This window comes from Paraurantiacibacter namhicola, assembly GCF_001687545.1.
Classification (GTDB): domain Bacteria; phylum Pseudomonadota; class Alphaproteobacteria; order Sphingomonadales; family Sphingomonadaceae; genus Paraurantiacibacter; species Paraurantiacibacter namhicola.
On record NZ_CP016545.1, the window covers coordinates 2,553,541 to 2,577,850 of the forward strand.

24 protein-coding genes are annotated in these 24,310 nt (G+C 65.4%); 15 read left to right on the forward strand and 9 right to left on the reverse strand.

What is annotated here, in order from left to right; translation table 11 throughout:
- Positions 1-6: 6 nt before the first annotated feature.
- The 5 genes from ispG (at position 7) to A6F65_RS12460 (ending at position 4,042) form a co-directional block, all read left to right on the forward strand.
- A complete protein-coding gene (ispG, locus tag A6F65_RS12440; RefSeq protein WP_067790673.1) occupies positions 7-1,143 on the forward strand; it encodes a flavodoxin-dependent (E)-4-hydroxy-3-methylbut-2-enyl-diphosphate synthase in 1,137 nt (378 codons plus the stop codon).
- On the forward strand, positions 1,140-1,646 hold the full coding sequence (locus tag A6F65_RS12445) for a thioredoxin family protein (protein ID WP_067789462.1): 507 nt from the start codon (positions 1,140-1,142) through the stop codon (positions 1,644-1,646). Before ispG ends, A6F65_RS12445 begins: the two co-directional genes overlap by 4 nt.
- A 38-nt stretch (positions 1,647-1,684) precedes the next feature.
- Entirely contained in the window at positions 1,685-2,578 is an 894-nt protein-coding gene (locus A6F65_RS12450; protein WP_205631879.1) for a histone deacetylase family protein, read from the forward strand.
- A 10-nt stretch (positions 2,579-2,588) separates the two neighbouring features.
- Positions 2,589-3,131, forward strand: a complete 543-nt coding sequence (locus A6F65_RS12455) for a retropepsin-like aspartic protease family protein (RefSeq protein ID WP_067789471.1) — start codon at positions 2,589-2,591, stop codon at positions 3,129-3,131.
- A 128-nt stretch (positions 3,132-3,259) separates the two neighbouring features.
- Positions 3,260-4,042: a murein L,D-transpeptidase catalytic domain-containing protein gene (locus A6F65_RS12460; RefSeq protein WP_067789474.1), complete on the forward strand. Its 783-nt coding sequence runs from the start codon at positions 3,260-3,262 to the stop codon at positions 4,040-4,042.
- Between the two features lie 62 nt (positions 4,043-4,104).
- Here A6F65_RS12460 and A6F65_RS12465 read toward each other — a convergent pair whose 3' ends face one another.
- Positions 4,105-5,463 carry a L,D-transpeptidase family protein gene (locus tag A6F65_RS12465; RefSeq protein ID WP_083989548.1) on the reverse strand — a complete coding sequence of 453 codons (1,359 nt, stop codon included), beginning with the start codon at positions 5,461-5,463 and terminating at the stop codon, positions 4,105-4,107.
- A gap of 154 nt (positions 5,464-5,617) precedes the next feature.
- Between A6F65_RS12465 and A6F65_RS12470 the strand changes: the two genes are divergently transcribed.
- Complete coding sequence (locus A6F65_RS12470) at positions 5,618-6,520, forward strand: DMT family transporter (protein ID WP_083989550.1); 903 nt, start codon at positions 5,618-5,620, stop codon at positions 6,518-6,520.
- A 13-nt stretch (positions 6,521-6,533) separates the two neighbouring features.
- On the opposite strand, the gene A6F65_RS12475 is transcribed toward A6F65_RS12470, so the two are convergent.
- On the reverse strand, positions 6,534-6,716 hold the full coding sequence (locus A6F65_RS12475; RefSeq protein WP_067789482.1) for a hypothetical protein: 183 nt from the start codon (positions 6,714-6,716) through the stop codon (positions 6,534-6,536).
- 215 nt (positions 6,717-6,931) lie between these two features.
- Between A6F65_RS12475 and acnA the strand changes: the two genes are divergently transcribed.
- Genes acnA through A6F65_RS12495 form a run of 3 tightly spaced genes read left to right on the forward strand, consistent with a single transcriptional unit; the run spans position 6,932 to position 10,840 of the window.
- Positions 6,932-9,604, forward strand: a complete 2,673-nt coding sequence (gene acnA / locus A6F65_RS12480) for an aconitate hydratase AcnA (RefSeq protein WP_067789485.1) — start codon at positions 6,932-6,934, stop codon at positions 9,602-9,604.
- On the forward strand, positions 9,604-10,053 hold the full coding sequence (locus A6F65_RS12775; protein ID WP_083989552.1) for a rhodanese-like domain-containing protein: 450 nt from the start codon (positions 9,604-9,606) through the stop codon (positions 10,051-10,053). The genes acnA and A6F65_RS12775 overlap by 1 nt, the downstream gene beginning before the upstream one ends.
- The gene (locus A6F65_RS12495) at positions 10,019-10,840 is read left to right on the forward strand and encodes a 2OG-Fe(II) oxygenase (RefSeq protein WP_237164830.1); all 822 of its coding nucleotides are present in this window, start codon (positions 10,019-10,021) and stop codon (positions 10,838-10,840) included. The genes A6F65_RS12775 and A6F65_RS12495 overlap by 35 nt, the downstream gene beginning before the upstream one ends.
- A gap of 98 nt (positions 10,841-10,938) precedes the next feature.
- Here the strand turns inward: A6F65_RS12495 and A6F65_RS13120 are convergent, their stop codons facing one another.
- Positions 10,939-11,067, reverse strand: a complete 129-nt coding sequence (locus A6F65_RS13120) for a PEP-CTERM sorting domain-containing protein (RefSeq protein WP_205631880.1) — start codon at positions 11,065-11,067, stop codon at positions 10,939-10,941.
- Between A6F65_RS13120 and A6F65_RS13125 the strand changes: the two genes are divergently transcribed.
- Positions 11,066-12,859, forward strand: a complete 1,794-nt coding sequence (locus A6F65_RS13125) for a hypothetical protein (RefSeq protein ID WP_205631881.1) — start codon at positions 11,066-11,068, stop codon at positions 12,857-12,859. The two genes, A6F65_RS13120 and A6F65_RS13125, sit on opposite strands and share 2 nt — an antisense overlap.
- 402 nt (positions 12,860-13,261) lie before the next feature.
- Here the strand turns inward: A6F65_RS13125 and ruvB are convergent, their stop codons facing one another.
- From ruvB to ruvA, 3 genes are all read right to left on the reverse strand, one after another.
- Positions 13,262-14,317: a Holliday junction branch migration DNA helicase RuvB gene (ruvB, locus tag A6F65_RS12505; protein ID WP_067789493.1), complete on the reverse strand. Its 1,056-nt coding sequence runs from the start codon at positions 14,315-14,317 to the stop codon at positions 13,262-13,264.
- Positions 14,301-14,597, reverse strand: a complete 297-nt coding sequence (locus tag A6F65_RS13195; protein WP_067789506.1) for a hypothetical protein — start codon at positions 14,595-14,597, stop codon at positions 14,301-14,303. Before A6F65_RS13195 ends, ruvB begins: the two co-directional genes overlap by 17 nt.
- 65 nt (positions 14,598-14,662) lie before the next feature.
- Complete coding sequence (gene ruvA, locus A6F65_RS12515; protein ID WP_067789509.1) at positions 14,663-15,271, reverse strand: Holliday junction branch migration protein RuvA; 609 nt, start codon at positions 15,269-15,271, stop codon at positions 14,663-14,665.
- Positions 15,272-15,350: 79 nt separating this feature from the next.
- Between ruvA and aroC the strand changes: the two genes are divergently transcribed.
- The 4 genes from aroC (at position 15,351) to A6F65_RS12535 (ending at position 21,020) form a co-directional block, all read left to right on the forward strand.
- The gene (gene aroC, locus A6F65_RS12520) at positions 15,351-16,421 is read left to right on the forward strand and encodes a chorismate synthase (protein WP_067789511.1); all 1,071 of its coding nucleotides are present in this window, start codon (positions 15,351-15,353) and stop codon (positions 16,419-16,421) included.
- Positions 16,412-17,023 carry an SGNH/GDSL hydrolase family protein gene (locus A6F65_RS12525; RefSeq protein ID WP_067789515.1) on the forward strand — a complete coding sequence of 204 codons (612 nt, stop codon included), beginning with the start codon at positions 16,412-16,414 and terminating at the stop codon, positions 17,021-17,023. The genes aroC and A6F65_RS12525 overlap by 10 nt, the downstream gene beginning before the upstream one ends.
- A gap of 184 nt (positions 17,024-17,207) precedes the next feature.
- Positions 17,208-19,415, forward strand: coding sequence for a catalase/peroxidase HPI (katG, locus tag A6F65_RS12530; RefSeq protein WP_067789518.1), 2,208 nt, complete (start codon positions 17,208-17,210; stop codon positions 19,413-19,415).
- Between the two features lie 123 nt (positions 19,416-19,538).
- On the forward strand, positions 19,539-21,020 hold the full coding sequence (locus A6F65_RS12535) for an aldehyde dehydrogenase family protein (RefSeq protein ID WP_067789521.1): 1,482 nt from the start codon (positions 19,539-19,541) through the stop codon (positions 21,018-21,020).
- A gap of 7 nt (positions 21,021-21,027) precedes the next feature.
- Here A6F65_RS12535 and A6F65_RS12540 read toward each other — a convergent pair whose 3' ends face one another.
- The 3 genes from A6F65_RS12540 to A6F65_RS12550 are packed head-to-tail and all read right to left on the reverse strand — an operon-like array spanning position 21,028 to position 23,554.
- Complete coding sequence (locus tag A6F65_RS12540) at positions 21,028-21,645, reverse strand: Smr/MutS family protein (protein ID WP_067789524.1); 618 nt, start codon at positions 21,643-21,645, stop codon at positions 21,028-21,030.
- Positions 21,642-22,847 carry a murein transglycosylase A gene (mltA, locus tag A6F65_RS12545; RefSeq protein ID WP_067790683.1) on the reverse strand — a complete coding sequence of 402 codons (1,206 nt, stop codon included), beginning with the start codon at positions 22,845-22,847 and terminating at the stop codon, positions 21,642-21,644. Before mltA ends, A6F65_RS12540 begins: the two co-directional genes overlap by 4 nt.
- Positions 22,848-22,867: 20 nt before the next feature.
- Positions 22,868-23,554 carry a Tim44/TimA family putative adaptor protein gene (locus tag A6F65_RS12550; RefSeq protein ID WP_067789526.1) on the reverse strand — a complete coding sequence of 229 codons (687 nt, stop codon included), beginning with the start codon at positions 23,552-23,554 and terminating at the stop codon, positions 22,868-22,870.
- Between the two features lie 205 nt (positions 23,555-23,759).
- Between A6F65_RS12550 and secB the strand changes: the two genes are divergently transcribed.
- The gene (secB, locus tag A6F65_RS12555) at positions 23,760-24,287 is read left to right on the forward strand and encodes a protein-export chaperone SecB (protein ID WP_067789528.1); all 528 of its coding nucleotides are present in this window, start codon (positions 23,760-23,762) and stop codon (positions 24,285-24,287) included.
- Positions 24,288-24,310: the final 23 nt, after the last annotated feature.

Genomic DNA, 24,310 nt, shown 5'->3' on the forward strand with positions numbered 1-24,310 from the left:
GACAGCATTTCCGCGATCCGCCCCTGGCGCATGATCGACCGTCGCAAGTCCCGCCAGATCATGGTGGGCAAGGTCCCGGTGGGTGGCGATGCCCCCATCTCCGTCCAGACCATGACCAACACGCCGACGGAGGATGTGGCCGCAACGCTGGACCAGATCCGCCGGTGCGAGGATGCAGGCGCGGATATCATCCGTGTGTCCTGCCCCACGGCGGAGGCGACCGAGAACTTCGACAAGATTACGCGCGGGGCCGAAGTGCCGATCGTTGCGGACATCCATTTCCACTACAAGCGCGCGCTGGAAGCGGCCGACAAGGGTGCGGCCTGCCTGCGCATCAATCCGGGCAATATCGGATCGTCGGAGCGGGTTGCCGAAGTGGTCCGCGCGGCCAAGGCCAATGGCTGCGCCATCCGCATCGGCGTGAATGCCGGGTCGCTGGAAAAGGACCTGCTGGAGAAATACGGCGAGCCCTGCCCCGAGGCTCTGGTGGAAAGCGCGCTCGACCATATCAAGCTGCTGCAGGACCACGACTTCCATGAATTCAAGGTAGCGGTGAAGGCGAGCGACGTCTTCCTGGCGGTTGCCGCCTATCACGGACTGGCAGAGACCGTGGACTGCCCGCTGCACCTTGGAATCACCGAGGCTGGCGGCCTGATCGGCGGGGCGGTCAAATCCTCCATCGGCATAGGCAACATGCTGTGGGCCGGGATCGGCGACACGATCCGCGTCAGCCTGTCGGCAGAACCGGAAGAGGAAGTGCGCGTCGGGTTCGAGATCCTGAAGGCGCTGGGCCTGCGCACGCGCGGTGTGCGCGTCGTCTCCTGCCCCAGCTGCTCGCGCCAGGGTTTCGATGTGATCCGCACCGTGCAGGCGCTGGAAGAGCGGCTGCAGCATATCAAGACGCCGCTTTCGCTCTCTGTCCTGGGCTGCGTGGTCAATGGGCCGGGTGAAGCGCGCGAGACGGATATCGGCATCACCGGCGGCGGCGCGGGCAAGCACATGGTCTACCTGTCCGGCGTGACCGACCACCATGTCGAAAGCGACGACATGCTGGATCACATCGTCGGGCTGGTCGAGAAGAAGGCCGCCGAGATCGAAGCCGATATGAGCGATGCCGGCGAAGCGACCGAGGCCGCCGAATGAGGCGTCTTGCGGCGCTGGGCCTGCTGCTGTCGTTCCCGCTTCTTCCCGGCTGCGCGACCGCTTCTCACCACGCGGAATTGCCCGATGCGGCGCCTTACGATCAGGATGTTGCCGAGGCGCAGGCTGCGGCCGATCTGGACGCGCGGGTTGCCGCGCTGGAGCCGGGCCGCAGCGTGCTCGCGGTGTTCGGCGCGGACTGGTGCCACGACAGCCGCGCGCTGGCAGGATGGCTGGAGATGCCGCGCTTCCAGCAGCTGATCGCGGACGAGTTCGACGTGGTCTATATCGACGTCGGCACTCCGCAGGACGGGCGCGGGCGCAATCTCGACCTCGCCGCGCGGTACGGCGTTGCGGATATCGAAGGCACGCCCAGCGTCCTGGTGATCGGCCCGGGCGGCAGACTGCTAAACACCCCGCAAGACGCAAGGGCATGGCGCAATGCCGCCAGCCGCAGCGAGGATGCGATCTTCGCCGCGCTTGAAGATTACGCCGCGCGGGACTGAGGCGCGCCCTGCTTCACGTCGTCCACCACGCCGATTACATGGCGCCGCAGCCCAAGCGCGGCACATTCAAGTTCGACAAATATGCGCTGGTCATGGTGGCGCTTCGCGAGAGCGGTTACCCGCTGATCGAGCATGCACCCGATCCCATGCCGCGCGAATGGCTGGAGCAGGTGCATGACCCCGAATATGTCGCGCAGGTCTTTGCTGCACAGGTCCCGCAGGACAAGGAGCGGCGCATCGGCTTTCCCGTCACGCCGCATATCGCCAGCCGTGTCGCGCACACCAACGGCGGCACCTTCCTGGCAGCGCGGCTGGCGCAGGCCCATGGCTACGCCGCTAATTCCGCCGCGGGCAGCCATCATGCTCTGTACGATACGGGCGCAGGGTATTGCGTTTACAATGACCTTGCCGTCGCATCGAACCGCCTGATCGCGGAAGGCCATGCGCGCCGCGTGCTGGTCGTCGACCTGGACGTGCATCAGGGTGACGGGACGGCCAGCCTCACCGCCATGCGGGAGGACATCTTCACCTTCTCCATGCATGCGGAGAAGAACTTCCCGGTGCGCAAGGCCCGCTCCAACCGCGATATCGCCCTGCCGGACGGGGTGGACGATGCCGCCTATGCGGCCGAACTGCTGCGCCACCTGCCCGAGATCCTGGACGATTTCGCGCCCGACATGGTGCTGTACCAGGCGGGCGTCGATCCGCATCACGACGACAAGCTCGGGCGTCTCGCCCTCTCGGACGAAGGCCTTTTGGCGCGTGACCGGATCGTGCTGCGCGAATGCCGCAGCCGCGGCCTGCCCGTCGCCAGCGCACTGGGCGGAGGATACGGCGCCGACCAGCGCGAAGTGGCGCAGCGGCACGCCTGGTCCATGCTGGCCATGGCGGCGGAGAACGCTCTTTACCCCTCGGTAACGACCGCAGCGTAACCTGCGCGTCATGCGCAATGCGATCATCCTTGTCGCCGCGGTCGGCGGCCTTGCCATGTGGATGGCCCCCAATCTGCCCGCCGTGGGCGAAGATCCTGCCACAGGCCCCGAGGTGACTTCGGTAGGCGGGGATCCCAGTTTTTCGGCGCTGGATACCAGCAACCAGGCAGGCGGCGGATGGGCGCAGGGCGATCTTGTGCTGAACCGCGAGGCAGACGGCCATTTCTATGCCGATATCAGCATGAAGATGCGGCCTTACCGCATGCTGGTGGATACCGGCGCCAGCCTTGTCGCGCTGACCGGGCAGGACGCCCGCGAAATGGGTCTTCACTGGGACCCCTCGCAAGTCAGCGTGATTGGCCACGGTGCCAGCGGAGAGGTTCACGGCGTCGTCGCCCGCATTCCCGAGATGAAGCTGGGCGAATTTACCGCCTATGACGTGCCTGCCGTCATCATTCCCGAAGGCCTGCGCGTATCGCTTCTGGGCCAGAGCTTCCTGCAGCAGATCGGCAGCATACGCGTGGAAGGCGACGAGATGATCCTGAATCGCTGAGGGCGGATTCGGGCCATCTCACGCAGCTTTACCCCACCGCTTCACACCGCACGGCGCATCCCGCGCTCGACTGGGCGCAAGCCGGGCGGATTTCGCGTTAACCCGGCGCACATGCGATGCTACATATCATGGCAGGAATGAACAGGCGGGACCTTCTCAAGAGCACGGTAGTGGCTGGCGCAGCGCTGGCCGTTCCGACGCGCGCCTTTGCGCAGGCTGGCCCCGGACCGCGCGACCGCCGTATCCTGGGCATTGCGCGTGAGCAGGTGGAACGGGCCGGCGCGGCCCTGTGGCGGCGTGACATGGTGGGCGTGGCCGACATGGGCGTACATTCCAGCAACAAGCGGTTCCATTTCGCCAATCTGGAGGCTGGGACCGTCACCTCCTATTACGTGACGCATGGGGCCGGCAGCGATCCGGAACATGACGGGATGCTCAACTGGTATTCCAACGTCGAAGGGTCGAATTGCACCAGCCGCGGCGCTTACATCAGCTGGGAATGGTATGTCGGGCGCTGGGGGACCAGCATCCGCATGGGCGGGCTGGACGAAAGCAATTCAAACGCCTTCCCGCGCGCGATCGTGATGCATGCTGCGCGCTATGCCACGCAGGACCATGTGGACCGCTGGGGCAAGTGCGGACGCAGCAACGGCTGCCCGGCCATGGGCCCGGACGATTTCAAATATGCGCTGGTCCAGCTGAGCGGCGGACGGCTGGTCTATCTCGATTCGCTTGGCATCGGCCCGGACGGGGAGCAGGTCGCCATGCCGCAGCAGCCGACACTGACCGAACAGGACTTTGCAATGCGTGCGCGGCAGGCGGAAGACGCCGCTGAAGCCGAACGCCGCCGCCTGACGGTGGAAGCAAACCAGGGCAATGGCGCGGCCGCCTCCCTGGCAGGCGAACCCTGACCGACAGTCCGGATTTACTATGAGAGCGCTGTGAAGGGCGGACGCGCTGTCCGCCCGTTACCTCAGCTATCCTGCAGGTCGTCCTCGATGACGATCACTTCCTCGTCCGTCTCGCGGCCCCGATTGCCCTTGCGCGGCGCATCCAGCGCAGCAAGCACAGGCGCATCGCGGCCGTAAATGTCGCGGAAGGTGTGCAGATCACCATCGATGTCCACCCCATAGGTGAAATAGGTGATGTAGACCGGCATCTGCTTCTTCACCGGCACCTTGGTGTATTTGCCGCTGGTGGAAATGGCAGTGTATTCCTTGCCCAGCGCGGCGAAGTCCTCGCGGGTATCGCCATTGCCCAGCATCGCCACCATCATGGCAACGCGCAGCGCACTTTCCACGCGGATGCAGCCGTGGCTGAGCGCGCGATTGTCGTTCTTGAACAGGTGGCGGCTGGGCGTGTCATGCAGGAAGATGGCGTGCCGGTTGGGCATATCCAGCTTCATCAGGCCGAGCGAATTGCCCGGACCCGGCTGCTGGACAACGGTGACCCAGCCATTTGCGCCCTTCGTGGCCTTGTAGCCGTTGCGCTTGGCCCATGTCGGGTTGTTCAGCACTTTCGCGCCCAGCCCTTCGCCCTTCACGATGCTCTGCGGCACGGTCCAGGTCGGGTTGAAAACGACGCCTTCGACCATTTCGGCCAGCTGCGGGGTCGCCGTGCGGCCCGGCTTGCCCACCACGGTGCGATAGGTCTGGATGATCTTGTTGTTCACCGTCAGGCGCAGCTGGTATTCCGGCACATTGGTGATCAGGTACTGGCCGCCCAGGTCACGCGCCAGCCAGCGCCAGCGGTCCATGTTGATGCGGATCAGCTTGCGCTTGGCCGTATCGCTCTCCGGCGTTTCGGCCAGCTTCGCCTTCAGCACGGCATAGTCCGGATAGATGGGATTGAGCGCCATCAGCGTGCCAGAAATGTCACCCGACGCCAGCGCTTCACCCATCACCTCGCCGGTGGGATGCAGATCGGGATCGGGATCGACCACGAACCACTGCTTACGCGCTTCCATCGGCGTGCGGCCGTCGCGCAGGTCCTCGACCAGCCAGGTGAAGATCTCGCTCGCCAGCCGGTCCAGCTGCTCGCCTTCGCCAAAGGCAATGGCCTGCTCCAGCGCGGCGGGGCGGTAATCCGCAGGATCCAGCCCTTCGGCCCCGATGCCGCGCACGGCCGACAGCAGGCCTTGCGCATTATCGACCGTCCAGGGCTGCACCATCGCGTAACGCGCCATCGGCGGGGAGGTCATGTTTTGGCCAGCCGCACTCTGGGTGACCGGCGCTGCATCGTCATCCAGCACGCTTTGCGGATCGACTTCCTGCGCCACGATCATGGCAGGCAGCGAGAAGGCGCCGAGGGCGAGCGAGAGGCGGGCAAGCATTGTATTCACGTCAAAAATTCCCCGTTAACCAGGCTAGGCCGCGGTTTTGCGTTGGTCGAGCGGCCGGATTGCATGGTGCATTTTGCCTGTTTCGGGCTCTTTCATCAAGCAAGACGGCTGACTGCACGGTGAATTGCCCCTAGGCGTTGCGTCCATGCCATCATCGCGCCCAGACCATGCCGCAGCCGGTCACGCCATGCCGTATCTGGCTGCCCTGGCCGGTGTCGGCATGCTTGCGCTGATGGATGCCTTTATGAAGGGTGCGTCCATCGCCATCGGGGCCTATTCCGCATCCTTGCTGCGCTATGCCATCGGTTTCGTCATCGCCGCGCCGATCTGGCTGGCCGCCGGTGGACGCTGGCCGCGCCCCGAAGTGCTGCGGGTGCACCTGATCCGCGGCGTGGTAGTCGCCTTCATGGCGCTGAGCTTCTTCTATGCGCTGACCAAGCTGCCGATTGCTGAGACAATCGCGATTTCCTTCATCGCGCCGCTGATTTCCCTGTGGCTGGCGCGTGTCCTGCTGGGTGAGCAAGTGCGGCGCGAGGCGGTGATCGCCGCCATCATCGGGATAGCGGGCACGGTGGTGATCATCGGCGGGCGCATCGGGCGCGAGAAGATGAGCGAGGATGCCGTGCTGGGCCTTGCCGCCATCCTGTTCTCTGCCGTGCTCTATGCCTGGAATTTGGTGCTGCAGCGCCAGCAGGCGCAGGTCGCCAATCCGGGGGAGGTTGCCGCCTTCCATTCCGGCGTGGGCGGTCTGACGCTAGCGGTGGCAGCGCCCTTCCTGCTGGTCCTACCCGATGCCGAGGTCCTGGCCGCGATCGGCGTCTCCTCGGTCCTGACCGTTGCCGGGGCCATGATCCTTGCCTGGGCTTATGCCCGGGCAGAAGCGCAGGTGCTGGTCCCGCTGGAATACACCGGCTTCCTGTGGGCGAGCCTGTTCGGGTGGCTGTTCTTCCGCGAAGCGGTGACGGCCACCACCATCGCCGGCGCGATCATGATTGCCTTCGGATCCTGGTACGCCGCCCCGCGCCGGGCGCCCGAACAGCCGACCTGACGCGCCGCCCGCGTTACCGCGCGTTCGGTGTCGCCACCGGTGTTGCGGCGGCATTGGCCGAGGCATCCTGTTCCGTGCCGTCGCTGCCAACCTCCTGCGGGCTGTCATCCGCGATCCAGCGCTGCCAGACGAGGCCCAGCGCCGCGCCCAGGAATGCGGCCAGCACCAGCGCGAAGACCATCAGCCAGACCCGCAAGGGCTCACGAGGGCGGACGGGACCACCGATGGGCATGGCTTGGCTGCTCCCTCAGGCACGCGGAACCACGGGGCGCCGCGCGGCATTTCTAAGACATAAAGCGGCCTTGACCAATGACCCTGCATGCCGCAGGTGCCGGGCCGAAAGCCGCCCTTCCGCGTGAGCCTTTAACGCGCAAGGTGGGCGGCCAGCAACAAAGAAGGAAAGCCCAGCACATGACGCAGGTCGGCAAGGACACTCTCGGCACCCGTTCAACCCTTGACGTGAATGGCAAGGAATTCGCCTATTATTCGCTCAGCAAGGCTGGCGAGAAGCTGGGCGATGTGTCGAAACTGCCCTTCAGCCTGAAGGTTCTGCTGGAAAACATGCTGCGCTTCGAGGACGGCGGCCACACCGTCTCCACCGACGATGCGCAGGCCATTGCGGACTGGCTGAAGAACCCGGCCACCGGGAAGGAAATCCAGTACCGCCCGGCCCGCGTGCTGCTGCAGGATTTCACCGGCGTGCCTTGCGTGGTGGACCTTGCGGCCATGCGCGATGCCATCTCCGCGCTGGGCGGCGATACGGCCAAGATCAACCCGCAGGTTCCCGTCAATCTCGTCATCGATCACTCGGTGATGGTGGACGAATTCGGCCATCCCAAGGCGATGGAAGCGAATATGGAGCTGGAATATGCCCGTAACGCGGAACGCTACGACTTCCTGAAGTGGGGCTCCAAGAGCTTCGAGAACTTCACCGCCGTACCTCCCGGCACCGGCATCTGCCACCAGGTGAACCTGGAATATATCGGCAAGGGCGTGTGGTCTTCCAACGGCCCCGATGGCGCGGCCGTGGCTTACCCCGACACCTGCGTGGGCACGGACAGCCACACCACCATGATCAACGGCCTTGGCGTGCTGGGCTGGGGCGTGGGCGGTATCGAGGCGGAGGCCGCCATGCTCGGCCAGCCGATCTCCATGCTGATCCCCGAAGTCGTCGGCTTCAAGCTGACCGGCAAGATGGCCGAAGGCATCACCGCGACCGACCTCGTGCTCACCTGCGTGCAGATGCTGCGCGAAGTGGGCGTGGTGGGCCGCTTCGTGGAGTTCTACGGCCCGGGCGTCTCGCAGCTGTCGCTGGCAGACCGTGCCACGATCGCCAACATGGCTCCGGAATACGGCGCCACCTGCGGCTTCTTCGGCATCGACGACAAGACGCTGGAATACATGCGCCTGACCGGCCGCGACGAGGAAACGATCGCACTGGTCGAAGCCTACAGCCGCGAGCAGGGCATGTGGTTCACGCCGGAGAACGAGCCGGTCTTCACCAAGACGCTGGAACTGGACGTTGGCAGCGTGGTGCCCAGCCTGGCCGGCCCCAAGCGCCCGCAGGACAAGGTCGCCCTTCCCGAAGTGGACGAGCTGTTCAACTCGGACCTCAAGTCCATCTATTCCAAGGATGCTCCCGCCCGTGTCGGCGTGGACGGCAAGGACCACGATATCGGCGATGGCGACGTCGTGATTGCGGCCATCACAAGCTGCACCAACACCAGTAACCCGGACGTGCTGATCGCCGCGGGCCTCGTCGCCAAGAAGGCGGTCGAGAAGGGCCTGACGCCCAAGCCGTGGGTCAAGACGAGCCTCGCGCCCGGATCGCAGGTGGTCACCGATTACCTGACAAAGTCCGGCCTGCAGGATTATCTCAACCAGATCGGCTTCGACCTCGTTGGTTATGGCTGCACGACCTGCATCGGCAATTCCGGCCCGCTCGCGCCGCCGATCAGCAAGGCGATCAATGGCAACGATATCGTCGCTGCCAGCGTGCTGTCGGGCAACCGCAACTTCGAAGGCCGCGTCAGCCCGGACGTGCGCGCCAACTTCCTCGCCAGCCCGCCGCTGGTGGTGGCCTATGCGCTGAAGGGCACGGTCACCGAAGACCTGACCACCACGCCCATCGGCCAGGACCAGGACGGCAATGACGTGATGCTGGCGGACCTGTGGCCGACCAATGCCGAAGTGCACGAGCACCGCGCCGCCAATATCGACCGCGACATGTTCGTCACCCGCTATGCCGACGTCTACAAGGGCGACGAGCACTGGCAGGCGGTGAAGGTCGAGGCATCCGACACCTATGGCTGGAACCCGGGCAGCACTTATGTCGCCAGCCCGCCCTTCTTCGAAGGCATGGGCATGACGCCGGAAACGGTGACCGACATCGTGGATGCCAAGCCGCTGGCCGTACTTGGCGATTCCGTCACCACCGACCACATCAGCCCGGCCGGCTCCATCAAGGAAGATTCGCCCGCAGGCGAATATCTGAAGAGCCATCAGGTCGCGAAGGCAGACTTCAACTCCTACGGCAGCCGCCGCGGGAACCACGAGGTCATGATGCGCGGCACCTTTGCCAACATCCGCATCAAGAACGAAATGGTCCCCGGCGTCGAGGGCGGCTACACCACCTACAAGGGTGAGCAGATGGCCATCTACGATGCCGCCATGAAGCACCGCGACGATGGCACGCCGCTGGTGGTCATCGCCGGCAAGGAATACGGCACCGGCTCCAGCCGCGACTGGGCGGCCAAGGGCACCATCCTGCTGGGCGTGCGCGCCGTGATCGTGGAGAGCTTCGAGCGTATCCACCGCTCCAACCTGGTTGGCATGGGCGTGCTGCCGCTGCAGTTCCACGAAGGCCAGACGCGCGAGACACTGGGCCTGACGGGCGAGCACACCTTCTCCATCCGCGGCCTGGCAGACCTGACGCCTGGCCAGGACGTGGAAGTGGAAGCGACCGGACCCGATGGCTCCACCAGCACCTTCACCGTGAAGTGCCGCATCGATACCGCCAACGAGATGGATTACTACCGCAACGGCGGCATCTTGCAGTATGTGATCCGCAAACTGGCAGCGTGATGCCTAACCGCAGCCGACATCCTGCAGTCGTCTTTGCGCTGGCATTCTTACCAGCCATCGGTGCTTGCGGGGACGATGCTGCAGATGCCGGGGATCGGGACCTGGTCCCGGTCATCCTGGATTCCGTCGTTGGTCTGGTCGAGCCGGACGAACTGGCTCGTCTCAAGGCTTCGGACGACGTCATTCTGATAGATGTGCGCACGGAAGAAGAATTTTCCGAAGGGCATATACCGGGCGCGTGGAATATGCCGATCGAAGATTTCGATCCGGCGAGCCTTCCGATAACTGAAGGACGCGCGATCATTCTGTACTGCCGGAGTGCCAACCGCTCTGCAAAGGCGGCGCAAATGCTGTCTCGCGCGCAAGGCGGCAAGGAAGTGCGCCACCTCGCGGGTGGGATAAAAGCTTGGCGCAATGCCGGATACCAGACCACCCGAAGCGGCGAGTGACGCACCCGTGGTTGATGACGGCAAAAATGGCTTCAGCATCAGTTTCGGCGGCTCCGGCAGCGGCGTCACCGGGCAGGCGAGCGGGTTCTCCCTCGGCCGCCACGCCAGCCCGCCGGTCGACCCGATGTCCGATCCGGACAAGCTGGCGGCCATCGGCAAGATGGTGCGCGAGCGGCTGGAAGCACGCGGCGATGCGGAATATCTCGGCAATGGGAAGGCGGACCTTTACCGGATCCGGGGCTTCCTTGACCGCAACGAGTGCCGCAGGCTGGTAAAGGTCATCGACCGCAAGATCGGCCCGTCCACCCTGTTCAAGGGCACGGAGATCGACGGCTTCCGCACCAGCTCAACGCATTATTTCGCAGCGGGCGACCCGGACACCACCGCGCTGGAGACCAAGATCGACGCGCTGCTGGGCCTGCCGCATATGCTCGCCGAGACGACGCAGGGCCAGCGCTACATGGCGGGGCAGCAGTTCAAGCACCACCAGGACTTCTTCCACGAAACGGAAGCCTACTGGCAGGATGAGCGCCGCCGCGGAGGGCAGCGCACGTGGACAGCCATGGTCTATCTCAACGAGCCGGAGGAAGGCGGCGCGACCGACTTCAAGGATGTCGGCGTGGCCATCCCACCGGAACGCGGCGCGATCATCGTGTGGAACAACATGGGGCGCGATGGGCGGCCGAACCACCAGACCCTGCACGCCGGGACGCCGGTGATCGCGGGCAGCAAATATGTGATCACCCAGTGGTACCGGCTGTTCCCCTGGAGCATTGAGCAGCGCTGACGCCCGGCCAGGTCGCGCCTTCGCCCTCAAAACTCACCTGACAAAGAAAAAGGCCGGGATCGCTCCCGGCCTTCCCCTGTCTGTCGGTGCGCGAGGCCTCAGGCGGCTTCGGCGCGATCCGCCGGTTTCTTGCGACGGCGGCGGGCAAAGACCGCTGCCGCACCGGCGCCGAACAGGATCATCATCGGCGGTGCAGGAACCTGCGTGCCGGATGTCGTGCTTGTCATGCCCGAGGAGCCGCTGGTGGACGTCGAGGTGGAACCGCTCGTGCTGGAGCTGGTGGAGCCCGAGGTCGAACCGCTGCTGTTCGAGCTGGTCGACGTCGTCATGTTGCCCGAGCTGCCGCTGGACGAAGAAGACGAGGACGAAGAGGACGAGGAGCTGCTGCTGGAGCTGCCGCTCGAACCGTTGCTGCCGCCACTGCCGCCACTGCTGGAGGACGAACCACTCGACGAGCCGCTGGAGCTGCCGCTGGACGAACCACCATTAGAGCCGCCGCTGGAAGAGGACGAACCGCTCGACGAGCCGCTGGAGCTACCGCTGGACGAACCGCCGTTAGAGCCGCCGCTGGACGAGGACGAACCACTCGAGCTGGACGAGCTGCTGGAGCTCGAGTTGCCGGAGCTGCCGCCCGAACCACCTGTGGTGGTGGTCGTCGTGCCGCCCGTGGTCGTCATGCCACCAGTCGTGGTGCCAGGATGGCCACTCGTGTTGCCACTGGTGTTTCCACTCGTATTTCCGCTGGTGTTCCCGCTCGTGTTGCCACTGGTGTTCCCGCTCGTGTTGCCGCTCGTATTGCCCGAGGACGACCCGCTGCTCGACGAAGACGAGGAGGAGGAAGACGACGAGGAGGACGAGGACGAGGAGCTCGAAGAACTCGAGACATTACCCGAGCTGGACGAGGTCGAGGTCACGTTGCCCGAAGACGAGGTAGAGCTGACGTTACCCGAAGAGGACGTCGAGCTGACATTGCCCGAGGACGAGGTCGACGTGACACCGCCTGTGGAGGTGCTGGTCGAGGCATTGTTGCCCGAAGAACTCGTCACGCTGCCCGAGGAGCTGGTCACAGTACCCGAGGAGCTGGTCACGCCGCCCGAAGAGCTGCTGACCGCGCCGCTGGACGAAGACACTGCGCCGGACGAGCTGGAAACGTTGCCCGAAGAGCTCGAAACGCCGCCAGTGCTGGACGAAACGCCGCCCGTGCTGCTGGTCACGCCGCCGGTCGAGGACGACACGGCCCCCGACGAGCTGGACACATTGCCCGACGTCGACGTGGAGCTGATCCCGCCGGTCGAGGAGCTGACGCTGCCGCTGGAAGTCGAGACACCGCCAGTGGTGGTGGACGAGCTGGACCCGCCGGTGCTGGAACCGCCCGTCGTGGAACTGATGTTCCCGCTGGACGAACCGCCCGTCGAGGTCGTGCTGGTCACGCCGCCGGTGGTCGAACCGCCGGTGGACGAACCGCCCGTGGTGCTCGAGATGCCGCCGGTCGTGGAACCACCGGTCGTGCTGGAAATGCCGCCCGTGGTGGAGCCGCCCGAAGATGTCGAGCTGCCGGTCGAGCTGTTATCGATGTTGATATCGATATTGATGTTGCCCGAGCTGTTGCCGCCATCGCCGGAGGACGAACCGCTGGAGGTGGAGCCGCCGGAGGTGGAAGTCGAACCGCCCGACGTCGAGGTCGACGTACCGCCGCCGGAGGAGCTTACGTCCCCGCCGTTGTTGCGATTGTCGATGATGATGTCGCCGATCGAGGAACCGCCCGATCCGCCGCCGAAGAACCCACCGAAGAAGCCACCGCCGAAGCCGCCACCAAATCCGCCGGAGCCGCCGATGATCACCGGGCCGCCACCGCCGCCGCCAACGACACCGCTACCCTGCGGCAGTTGCGGTAGGGGCATGGGGATCGTGCGGTATGCGTATTCTTCCTGCATCGGCTGTTCGCAGCAGTCTTCCTGCACCACGCGGCGCACGCGCTTGACGCGCTTGGGAACACGGCGCTCGGCGCGCTTGACGTAGCGGACCGGCTTCTCGCCGCCCTTCACCACGCTCTGCGCACCTTTACCCGATTTGTAGGTAACCACTTCGGCCTGGGGCTCGGCGACATGCACCGCGCCACCAGCAACCAGCGTACCACCGGCCGCAACAGCGGACAGTTTCGCAAGGGCCATACGTACCGACATGGACTATACTCTCTCAGCTTCCCGGGAGTTGAAGGAACTTGCCCGATTGGCAGGCCCGTGGCTCTCCGTTGCTTCCAAGAACACCTGTCGGCAGGCAAACGGCAATCGCGTTAACCATGAAAAAGCGACCGCGAGGTCATTTTTTTGGTGGCTGTCCGCCTGATGAACGCGACCTGTCCCGATGTGGAACCGAAACCGCGCCAAATCCCTAACGTGAATTAGGAATTTGCCTTCACCATCATGCCTCCGGCGTATCGAAAAGACCGGATTGGGAGCCCGAATCACGCGATTCGGACGGGTTTGCCGGAGGCGTCAGGCCGAGGTGTTTCCACCCCCCGTCATTGAGGCAGCGCCCGCGCGCGCTGCGGGCCACCAGGCCCAGCTGGATGAGGTAGGGCTCCACCACTTCCTCCACTGTGTCGCGCGGTTCGGCGAGGCCGGCGGCGAGCGTTTCTACCCCCACCGGGCCGCCCTTGTAGGTCTCTGCGATCATGGTGAGGTAGCGGCGGTCCATCGCATCGAGCCCGAGCGAATCCACCTCCAGCCGCGTCAGCGCGCCGTCCGCGACCTGCGCCGTCACCGTCCCGTCCCCCGCGACATGGGCGAAATCGCGCACCCGGCGCAGCAGGCGGCCGGCCACGCGCGGCGTCCCGCGTGCGCGGCGCGCGATCTCGCGCGCGCCCGCGTTCTCTATCGTCAGGTCCAGCAGCCGCGCAGCGCGGGTGACGACCTGAGTCAGCTCCGCCTCGGTATAGAAGTTCAGCCGCACAGGAATGCCGAAGCGATCGCGCAGCGGCGTGGTCAGCAGGCCCTGCCGCGTCGTCGCGCCCACAAGCGTGAAGGGAGGCAAGTCGATCCGCACGCTGCGCGCCGACGGCCCCTCGCCTATGATGATGTCGAGCGCGCGGTCCTCCATCGCCGGATAGAGCACTTCCTCGACCACCGGATTGAGGCGGTGGATTTCGTCGATGAACAGGACATCGTTGGGTTCGAGGTTCGTCAGCAGCGCGGCCAGGTCGCCCGCCTTTGCGATGACCGGCCCGCTGGTGGCGCGGAAGCCCACGCCCATTTCCTTAGCCACGATCTGCGCCAGCGTGGTCTTCCCCAGCCCCGGCGGGCCGAAGAACAGCACGTGGTCCATCGCCTCGCCGCGCCCGCGCGCCGCCTCGATAAAGACGCGCAAATTCTCCCGCGCCGCCTCCTGCCCGACGAACTCGCCAAGCGACTTAGGCCGCAGCGCCGCATCCGGGTCCTCGGGCTGGCGGATGGGGGTGAGGTCAGGGTTGGTGGTCACGATGCGCAATCCGACGATCAAGTGCGATGAGCGCACCGGCCGCCCACTGAAGAGCTGGCATGAAAATAAAACCAAGGGCGTCAGTTGATGAGCCTGGTCGATACGCCATGTCATAGATCGCCAGCGATCCCAACATGGCAATAACGAAGAAGGCGATTATCCAAACGGTATCAAGACTCATTCGCCAAGTCACAAACACGATTGGCGACACGGTCCAGAGAAAAAAGAGAAGGAGGAATGGCGTTTCAATGATGTTCCAGCCAATGCCCATTCCGGACATCGCGCAAAAAACCAATACACTATAGAGTATTGCCAAGGCATAGAACGGTAGTTTCGATTTCAAGATCACCCCGCCGCCTTCTTAAGCGCTACGCGGATCAGGTCGCTCTCGCTCGCATCTTCTCCCAGTTCAGCCTGGGCCTGGGCGACGGCGCTCGCGGCTACCACGGGCTTGAAGCCAAGGTTCTGCAGGGCGCTCACCGCATCGGCGCTCGCTCCACCTGCGGGGGAGACAACGCCGCCTCCCGCGCCCGCAACACCGCCGCCGGGCAGCGCGCCTGCCTTGTCCTTCAGCTCATTCACGATGCGCCCGGCCAGTTTCGGTCCCACGCCCTGCGCGCGGGCGACCGTCGCCGCGTCCACTCCGGCGCAGGCATCGCGCAGCTCGCCGGTCGAAAGCGCGGAGAGGATGGCGAGCGCCACCTTGCTGCCCACGCCCTGCACCTGGGTCAGCAGGCGGAACCAGTCCCGTTCGCCCGCATCGGCAAAGCCCAGCAGGCGCATGTCGTTCTCGCTGACCTGCAGGTCCGTGAAGACGGTGCAGTCGTCGCCCTCGCCGCCGAGCGCGGACAGCGTCTTGGATGAGCAATGGACGAGGTAGCCCACACCGCGCACGTCGATCACCGCCCAGTCCGCGCCCGTTTCGTCCAGCCTGCCGGTGAGTTTCGCAATCATGGTTTGTTCTTGGCGCGAAACTAAGCCTTGGTCCAGCGCTGCTGGACACTTCCCCACGCCTGCGCCAGAGATTGCGCGCATGAGCTGGAACACTTTCGGACGCGCATTCCGCTTCACCACCTGGGGCGAGAGCCATGGCCCGGCGCTGGGCGTGGTGGTCGATGGCTGCCCGCCCGGCCTGATGCTGGACGAAGCGGCGATCCAGCCCTTTCTCGACGCGCGGCGTCCGGGGCAGAGCAAGTTCACCACGCAGCGGCAGGAGGCGGACCAGGTGCGTATCCTGTCAGGCGTGTTCGAAGGCCGGACAACCGGCACGCCGATCAGCCTGATGATCGAAAATACGGACCAGCGGTCCAAGGATTATTCCGAAATCGCCAAGGCTTACCGCCCCGGCCATGCCGATTATGCCTATGACGCGAAATACGGCGTCCGCGATTATCGCGGTGGCGGCAGGTCGAGCGCGCGGGAGACCGCGGCGCGCGTGGCGGCGGGCGCGATTGCGCGGCTGGCGATCCCGGAGGTCGAAGTGCTGGCCTATGTCAGCGAGATCGGCGGCGATGCCATCGACCACGCGAATTTCGATGCGGCGGAAATCGCGAACAACCCCTTCTTCTGCCCGGACGCCGAGGCCGCCAAGCGCTGGGAGGCGCTGGTGGACGATGCCCGGAAGGCCGGATCCTCGCTCGGCGCGGTGGTGGAGTGCGTGGCTAAGGGCGTGCCCGCCGGATGGGGCGCACCGGTCTATGCCAAGCTCGACAGCGACCTTGCCGCCGCGATGATGACCATCAACGCCACCAAGGGCGTGGAGATCGGCGACGGTTTCGCCGCCGCGCGCCTTTCCGGCGAGGAGAATGCGGACGAGATGCGCAGCGGCGAAGGCGCCGGGCCGGAATTCCTGGCGAACCATTCGGGCGGCGTGGCCGGCGGCATCAGCACCGGCCAGCCGGTGGTCTGCCGCGTGGCTTTCAAGCCGACCAGTTCCATCCTGACCCCGCGCAAGTCCGTCACCAGCGATGGCGAGGAGACGGAAGTGCGCACGAAAGGCAGGCACGACCCCTGCGTGGGCATTCGCGGCGCACCGGTGGTGGAGGCGATGATGGCTCTGGTGCTGGCCGACCACAAATTGCTGCACCGCGCGCAATGCGGCTGAAGTCCTTTGCCCTGATCGTGGCGACGGCGGTCTGCGCGGCGCTCATAGCGATAGCCGCTTACGAGCGCGGCCGGTCGAGCGTGCCTCCCGCTCCCGAGCAAGGCTACACCTATCCCCAGGGCCGCAGCCATTACACGCGGCAGCAGGCGGCGCATTTCGGCAAGGCGGACAGCGTCATCATTGGCGACAGCCTGGTGGAACAGACCGATTTCTCCGGGGTCTGCGGGCGGACATTCCAGGCGGGACTGGGTGGCAGCAGTGCCGTGGATGCAATTAATGCCCTGCCCGCGATCGTGCAGCACACCGATCCGAAGGTCGTCTTCATCGCGATCGGCACGAACTATTTCACGAGCGGCGACCAGCTGGCAGATCTGGAAAACGAATATCCCTATCTGATCGACGCTGCAGACGGCCGGCAGGTGGTGCTGGTGGGCATCCACAATTCCGACAAGGGCGATGCTTTCATCGCCGCCTTGGCGAAAGACGCAGGTTACGAGTTCGTCGCGATGCCGGAGGGGCCGCTGATGATGGACAAGCTGCATTTCACCACCGAGGGCTCGGAGCGGTTCCGGCAGGCGATTGCCGAGGCTTGCCCGCTTTAGGCAGCCAGCCGAATCGGTTGGGAAACTACCGGGTTCCCGCCTTTCGCCGCATACGCGCCCCGCTCCGCCGAGTAAGCGGAACAAGCGATTATTCCCGTGCATTTAATCGATTGGACGAATTAGCGGGGAGGGCGCATCCTCCTGCGCAATCACAGGTTACGATTCTCAACAGGAGAGACACACGATGGACGCTGCAACAGGTTCGATTTCCGGGGGCGGTTGCCCCTTCCATGGCGATGGCGGGGCACGCGCCCTGCTGGGCCGCACCAATCGCGACTGGTGGCCCGATGCGCTGGACCTGGAAATCCTGACGCAGGGCGGCAAGAACGCCGACCCGCTGGGCGAGGATTTCGATTATGCCGAGGCGTTCAACGCCATCGATTACAACGCGCTGAAGGCGGACCTGACCGCGCTGATGACCGACAGCCAGGAATGGTGGCCGGCCGATTACGGGCATTACGGCCCCTTCTTCATCCGCATGGCATGGCACGCTGCCGGCACTTATCGCACCGGCGATGGCCGCGGCGGTTCCTCCAGCGGCCAGCAGCGCTTCGCCCCGCTCAACAGCTGGCCGGATAACGGCAACCTCGACAAGGCCCGCCGCCTGCTGTGGCCGATCAAGCAGAAGTACGGCAAGAACATCAGCTGGGCCGACCTGTTCATCCTGACCGGCAATGTCGCCATCGAAAGCATGGGCGGCCCGGTCTTCGGCTTCGGCGGCGGCCGTGCCGATGTCTATGAGCCCGAGCATGTGTACTGGGGTACGGAAGAACAATGGGTCGATACCGGCGCCGAAACGCGCATCAACCCCGATGAAGGCAAGGCGCTGGAGAACCCGCTCGCGGCGATCCAGATGGGCCTCATCTACGTCAATCCGGAAGGTCCGGGCGGCAATCCCGATCCGCTGCAGTCGGCCCGCGACATGCGCGAGACCTTCGGCCGCATGGCCATGAACGACGAGGAAACCGTCGCCCTCACCGCTGGCGGCCACGCCTTCGGTAAGGCGCACGGCGCCAAGCCTGCCGACAGCTTCGGCGGCGCGCCCGAAAGCGAGAACCTGGCGCTGCAGGGCTTCGGCTGGCTGAACGACAAGGAAGAGATTGCCAATGGCAATATCACCACGTCGGGCATCGAAGGCGCGTGGACGCCCAATCCCACCCAGTGGGGCGGCGATTACTTCCGCCTGCTGTTCAAATACGATTACGAGCTGGTCGAAAGCCCGGCAGGGGCCAAGCAGTGGCAGCCGGTGAACCCTGACGAGGAAGACATGGCGCCCGACGCGCGCGATGCTTCCAAGAAGGTGCCCACCATGATGACCACCGCCGACATGGCGCTGAAGATGGACCCGGATTATCGCAAGATTTCCGAACGCTTCCGCGACGACCAGGCGGCGCTGGACGATGCCTTCGCCCGCGCATGGTTCAAGCTGTGCCACCGCGATATGGGCCCCAAGATCCGCTACATGGGTCCGGAAGTCCCCGCCGAAGACCTGATCTGGCAGGACCCGGTCCCGGCCGGCTCCAAGCCTTCGGACAGCGCCGTGTCGGACTTCAAGTCTAGGGTACTGGATAGCGGCCTGACTGTCTCCGAGCTGGTGAAGACCGCCTGGGCGTCCGCCTCCACCTATCGCAATTCGGACCACCGCGGCGGCGCCAATGGCGCGCGTATCCGCCTGGCCCCGCAGAAGGACTGGAAGGCGAACGAACCGGACAAGCTGGATGCCGTCCTCTCCAAGCTGGACGAAATCCGCGGCGACCTGTCGATGGCCGATGCCATCGTCCTGGCCGGTGCAGCAGCAATCGAGAAGGCAGCCAAGGATGGCGGCCACTCGCTGTCCCTTGACGTCACGACCGGCCGCGGCGATGCCACGGACGAGCACACGGACGCCGAGAGCTTCGAGCCGATGGAACCCTTCGCCGATGGTTTCCGCAATTACCTGCAGACCAAGGCGAGCGTGAAGACCGAGGACATGCTGGTCGACAAGGCCAACCTCCTCGGCCTCTCCATCCCGGAAATGACCGCACTGGTCGGCGGGATGCGCGCGCTGGGCGCGGTCTATGGCGATGAAGGCCACGGGGTCCTGACGGACCGCGCAGGCACACTGTCCAACGACTTCTTCGTCAACCTCCTCGACATGGGCACCGAATGGTCCGTGGTCGATGAGAGCGGCGACGAGGAATTCGTGGGCAAGGACCGGAAGACCGGTGACAAGCGCTGGACCGCCACGCGCACGGACCTGGTCTTCGGCTCCAACAGCCAGCTGCGCGCGATCGCGGAAGTGTTCGCGGAAAGCGGCGGCGAGGCCAAGTTCCTCGAAACCTTCGCCTCTGCTTGGACCAAGGTCATGGATGCCGACCGGTTCGACCTGACCCACGCCAAGTACCACGGCTGATCCTCACCGATCGGCCAAGGGTCGCAAGGAAACCCCCGGCAGCAATGCCGGGGGTTTCTTTTTGCGCGGAACACGCAGCTGCCCCCAAGCGTCGTCAGGTCAAGGCAGACTTGAGGACACTTCATGAGCGAATACACCCAGTTGGGCCGGCTGCACCTGGCCGGCGAATGGCGCAGCGGAAGCGGCAAGACGCTGACCAATGTGTGCCCATGGGACGAGAGCACGATTTTCGAGATGGACGGCGCCACGCCCGATGACGTGGACGAGGCGTACCGTGCCAGTGCCGAGGCGCAGCGCGAATGGGCTGCAATGCCTCCCGCCGCCCGCTCCGCCAAGATGCACGCCATCGCGGACATCCTGGAAAGCCGGAAGGACGAGATTGCCGCATGGATCGTGCGCGAGGTCGGCGGGACGCAGCTGAAGGCCGCGCTGGAAATGATGCTGGTCACGCAGGTTGCGCGGCAGGAAGCGGCCGCCCTGCCCTTCATGGTGGAAGGTGCGATCCTGCCCGAAAGCCTGCCCGGCAAGGAAAGCCGCGCTTACCGCCAGCCTGCCGGCGTGATCGCGCTCGTCTCGCCATGGAATTTCCCGGCACAGCTGACCGCCCGCACACTGTTCCCCGCGCTGGCGCTGGGCAATGGCGTGGTGGTGAAGCCTGCGAGCGATTCCATCGTCACGGGCGGCACCATCTTCGCCGCCATCTGCGAAGAGGCGGAACTGCCGCCCGGCCTCGTCGCCGTGCTGCCCGGATCGGGCTCCGAAATCGGCGATGCGATGGTGCAGCACCCCGTCCCCTCCGTTGTGTCCTTCACCGGCTCCACCCCGGTGGGGCGCGGCGTGGGCAAGGCGGCCATGGATTCAGGCCGACTGAAGTCGCTGGAGCTGGAACTGGGCGGCAATTCACCCATCGTGGTGCTGGACGATGCCGATGTGGACTACGCGGTGGAGGCCAGCGTCTGGGGCAAGTTCGTCCACCAGGGCCAGATCTGCATGATCGCCAACCGCATCGTGGTGGAAGACGCAATCTACGACGAGTTCGCCGCAAAGTTCGTCGCGCGCACGAAGCAGCTGGTGGTGGGCAAGCGCGATGCGGCCGACTGCATGATCGGCCCCATCGTCAACCGCGACCAGTTCGATGGCATCATGGACATGATCGCCAAGGCGAAGGACCAGGGCGCGACCTGCGCGCTGGGCGGCGATCCGGACGGATTGGTCATCCCGCCACATGTCTTCACCGATGTGGCGGAGGACAACTGCCTTGTCGCAAACGAGATATTCGGGCCCGTCGCCCCGATCCAGCGCGCGCGGGACGAGAACCACGCGCTAGAGCTGGCGAACAATACGGAGATGGGGCTTTCCAGTTCCGTGTTCAGCCGCGACGAGGGCCGCGCGCTCGCCTTTGCCAGACAGATCGACGCGGGCATGACTCACATCAACGACCAGACCGTTAACGACAGCCCTTTCAGCCCCTTCGGCGGGGCCAAGAATTCCGGCATAGGACGCTTCAACGGGCGCTGGGCGGTGGATGCCTTCACCACCACACGCTGGATCAGCGTGCAGCACGGAAAGCGGCAATTCCCCTTCAGCGCAAACGATCTGGGCTAAGACCCCGTCAGCGGCGCCGCTTCAGGACAAGGTAAAGCGCACCCTCGCCCCCGTGGCGGCGGTGCGCTTTGCGTATCGCGGCGATGGAGGAGGCGTGCGGGCCTGCCGCCAGCCAGTCCAGGATCTTTGCCCGAATGGCGCCGCGCCTGCTGCCCCGGTCTGCGGCATCGACGGGGCGCGACTTGCCGGTGATGACCAGCACCAGCCGCGCATCCATGGCCAGCGCCTGCCTGATGCCGTGGTCCAGCCGGGCATGGGCCTGGTCCAGCGTATGGCCATGCAGGTCCAGCGTGAAATCGGGCGCGATGGCTGCGCGGCCCAGCCGGCGCTCCCAATGGGAATCGAGATTGCCGCCCGATTGTGAGCCGGACCTCGGCGCTGGCGGCGGGGCGGTGCGCGGCTTCGCCTGCGATCCGACCTTGGGAAGCCTTCCGCTCGTGAATGGCTGCGGCACCGGTCTGGCAGGCGCGGAAGGCGGCGGTGCCACCGGTGCGGCAATCGGGGCGGATTTGGAATTGCGCGCGGAAAACGGCTTGGAAGCGGCCCGGTCCAGCGGCGTTACGCTCGCGGCCAGTTTCGCCCAGGCCTCGGCCTCGGCGTCGCTCAGTCCGCGTGGGGGTTTCAATTTACGCCGAGGCGGTCAAGCGCACCCTTGGGCAGCAGGATCAGCGCCTGTCCGCGCCCGCTCATCCCGCCGGCAATCTCGCGCGAATCCACGCCTGCACCCCAGAATGTGTCGAAGCGGTTGGCGCCCTTGATGGCCCCGCCGGTATCCTGCGCGACCCACAGGCCATTGGCTTCCGGACGGTCGAGCGCAAGCCAGACGGGCGCGCCATAGGGCACGAAGTTCGGGTCAACCGCTACGCTGCTTTCGCGGCGCACGGGCACGCCGAGCGAACCGAGCGGTCCGTCGCCCACCAGCTCGCGGAAGAAAATCCAGCTCTGGTTCATGCGCATCAGCGCGTCGCCGTCCTCGGGGTTTTCGCGGATGTAGCGCATGATGCCCTGCATGCTGCCGGGATACTGGCCGGGCCCGTCGCCCAGAAGGCCCTGGTCGCGCATGACGCGCCCGATGCCGGTGTAGCCCCGCCCGTTCTGCCCGGCATAGCCGATGCGCATGACCTCGCCATTGGGGCCGATCAACTGGCCGGAGCCCTGGATCTGCAGGAAGAAGAATTCCACCTCGTCGCGGGCCCAGGCGATCTCCAGCCCGCGCCCGGCGAGCGCGCCGTCCACGATCTCGCCGCGGTCGTAATAGGGCACGTGGTCGCCATTCTCGTCGATCCGGCCGAGCGGGGCGCGCCCGTCCCGCTCCTCGGCAGGCGTGTCCTTGGGCCATGCACGCACCAAGTCGGACGGCATGGCGTAGACCGGCACGTCGTAACCCGGCTGCCGCTCCCGCACGCCGGCGATCTGCGGCTCGAAATAGCCGGTGGCGAAAGCTTCGCCCTCACCCACGCGGGCGGTTTCGAAATTCTCGGTGAAGAAGCGGTCGGCCCGCTCCATAGGCCAGGTGGAGGCCAGCCTGCACGGCTGCGTCCAGTCATCCAGCCGCGTCAGCCCGCTCTTGTCTTCCCGTTTGAGGATGACGGGGCAGCTTTCGACGAAACTGGCCAGCGCGCCCTGCGCGTCTGCCAGCGTGAAACCCAACGAAGAAATGCCCGGCCCGCGTTCCACGCCCGTCAGCAGCGCGGTGGGCGCGGCAGGCGGTGAGGGAAGCGGTGTGGGTTCAGGCTCCGGCTCCGCGCCGGGCGGGATGATCGTGCTGCACGCACCAAGCACCAGCAGCGGTGCGGCAAGAAGTGCGCCGGCAGTGCGGCGCAGCATGCGTGCCCCCCGCACCTGCATCAGCCTGCGTCGGTCTCGTCGAGCAGCCAGGCCGGGTCGCCCGAGCCGATATCGCGGCTGAAGGTCCAGATGTCGCGGCTTTCCACGGCATCGTCCAGCGAGCCAGCGATGACATTGCCATCCTTGTCGCGCGTGACGGCGGCGATATCGGATACGAAGCGCACGGCGATGCGGGCCACCTTGCCGTCGAGCGAAGCGGAGTGGACCGTCTCGTCCTCGATGCGGATCAGCTTGTTGGCCAGCGTCTCGCCCGCGGCGTCGCGCGCATCGATGGCACCGGCAAAGCTGGCATAGACATCATCGTCGCACAGTTCGCGCAGCGTATCCTTGTCGCCTTCCCAGAAGGCTTCCAGGATCATGCCATAAGCGGCCTTCGCGCCTTCGAGGAAGGACAGGAGGTCGAAGCCCCGGTCGGCGCCGGAAATCTGCTGCAGGCCTTTTTCGATCGCCGGGGGGAAGCCAACCAACGCGCGCGGCGCGGGCTCGGCCTGCGGCGTGCTGGCGAGATCGGGCCGCTCGCGCACCTGCGCGGCCTGCCGCTCGCGCTGTTCGGCTGCTTCGCGCTTGGCCTCGAACCGCTGTACGGCGGCCTCCTCCTCATGCTCCGCCCGGCGGCCCAGCACCGAATACAGGCGCAGGCCGAGGAAGACGGCGATGGCGGCGAGGATGACGATTTCCAATATCACGAATTTCTGTCCCGAAGCGTGCGAAAAGCCCCCGAAATACGGGGCCTGACGCGATGTGTTCCTACCGTGCCTGAAATAAGGTGCGATTTCAAATGAACAAGCGCTGGCTGCCGGGGCATCTATGCGATGCGCGTTGCCCGCGGCGGCCACCGGTGCTAGGCGCGCGGCCAATCCACAAACACGCAAGATACAGGATACCGATTCCATGGCCGAAGACAGCGACGTGCTGACCGACCTCGACAATGCCGCCAAGGCAGCCAACGGCGCGGATACGCAGCCGGTTGCAGGCATCATCAGCCAGTATGTGAAGGACCTTTCGGTCGAGAACCCGAAGGCGCCCGACAGCTTCCAGTGGACCGACCAGCCGGAAATGGACGTGCAGTTCAACATCCAGGCCAAAGACGTGAACGAGGAAGTGATCGAGGTGGAACTCAAGATCACCTGCACCAGCAAGTGCCAGCAGGGCACGGCTTACATAGTCGACCTGGCCTATTGCGGGCTGGTGGGCATGCGCAACATGCCGGACGACCAGAAGCACGCCTTCACCTATGCCGAAGCGCCGCGTTTCCTGTTCCCCTTCGCACGCGCCATCATCGCCAATGCGGTGCGCGATGCAGGTTTCCAGCCGCTGGTGCTGGACCCGGTGGACTTCCAGGGCCTTTACCTGCAGCAGCTGCAGGCCAAGCAGGCACAGGAAGCCGGTGAAGCCCCCGTGGGCGACGCGGCGAACTGAGCGTTAGCACACTCGCGCACGGG

Bases quoted from the DNA above. Each gene is read 5' to 3' on its own strand.
- A6F65_RS12445 (WP_067789462.1), top strand. From the start codon at position 1,140: ATGAGGCGTCTTGCGGCGCTGGGCCTGCTGCTGTCGTTCCCGCTTCTT.
- A6F65_RS12450 (WP_205631879.1), top strand. From the start codon at position 1,685: ATGGCGCCGCAGCCCAAGCGCGGCACATTCAAGTTCGACAAATATGCG.
- A6F65_RS12455 (WP_067789471.1), top strand. From the start codon at position 2,589: ATGCGCAATGCGATCATCCTTGTCGCCGCGGTCGGCGGCCTTGCCATG.
- A6F65_RS12460 (WP_067789474.1), top strand. From the start codon at position 3,260: ATGGCAGGAATGAACAGGCGGGACCTTCTCAAGAGCACGGTAGTGGCT.
- A6F65_RS12465 (WP_083989548.1), bottom strand. From the start codon at position 5,463: ATGCTTGCCCGCCTCTCGCTCGCCCTCGGCGCCTTCTCGCTGCCTGCC.
- A6F65_RS12470 (WP_083989550.1), top strand. From the start codon at position 5,618: ATGCCATCATCGCGCCCAGACCATGCCGCAGCCGGTCACGCCATGCCG.
- acnA (WP_067789485.1), top strand. From the start codon at position 6,932: ATGACGCAGGTCGGCAAGGACACTCTCGGCACCCGTTCAACCCTTGAC.
- A6F65_RS12775 (WP_083989552.1), top strand. From the start codon at position 9,604: ATGCCTAACCGCAGCCGACATCCTGCAGTCGTCTTTGCGCTGGCATTC.
- A6F65_RS12495 (WP_237164830.1), top strand. From the start codon at position 10,019: ATGCCGGATACCAGACCACCCGAAGCGGCGAGTGACGCACCCGTGGTT.
- A6F65_RS13125 (WP_205631881.1), top strand. From the start codon at position 11,066: ATGCCCGAGGAGCCGCTGGTGGACGTCGAGGTGGAACCGCTCGTGCTG.
- A6F65_RS13120 (WP_205631880.1), bottom strand. From the start codon at position 11,067: ATGACAAGCACGACATCCGGCACGCAGGTTCCTGCACCGCCGATGATG.
- A6F65_RS13195 (WP_067789506.1), bottom strand. From the start codon at position 14,597: ATGTCCGGAATGGGCATTGGCTGGAACATCATTGAAACGCCATTCCTC.
- ruvA (WP_067789509.1), bottom strand. From the start codon at position 15,271: ATGATTGCGAAACTCACCGGCAGGCTGGACGAAACGGGCGCGGACTGG.
- aroC (WP_067789511.1), top strand. From the start codon at position 15,351: ATGAGCTGGAACACTTTCGGACGCGCATTCCGCTTCACCACCTGGGGC.
- A6F65_RS12525 (WP_067789515.1), top strand. From the start codon at position 16,412: ATGCGGCTGAAGTCCTTTGCCCTGATCGTGGCGACGGCGGTCTGCGCG.
- katG (WP_067789518.1), top strand. From the start codon at position 17,208: ATGGACGCTGCAACAGGTTCGATTTCCGGGGGCGGTTGCCCCTTCCAT.
- A6F65_RS12535 (WP_067789521.1), top strand. From the start codon at position 19,539: ATGAGCGAATACACCCAGTTGGGCCGGCTGCACCTGGCCGGCGAATGG.
- mltA (WP_067790683.1), bottom strand. From the start codon at position 22,847: ATGCTGCGCCGCACTGCCGGCGCACTTCTTGCCGCACCGCTGCTGGTG.
- secB (WP_067789528.1), top strand. From the start codon at position 23,760: ATGGCCGAAGACAGCGACGTGCTGACCGACCTCGACAATGCCGCCAAG.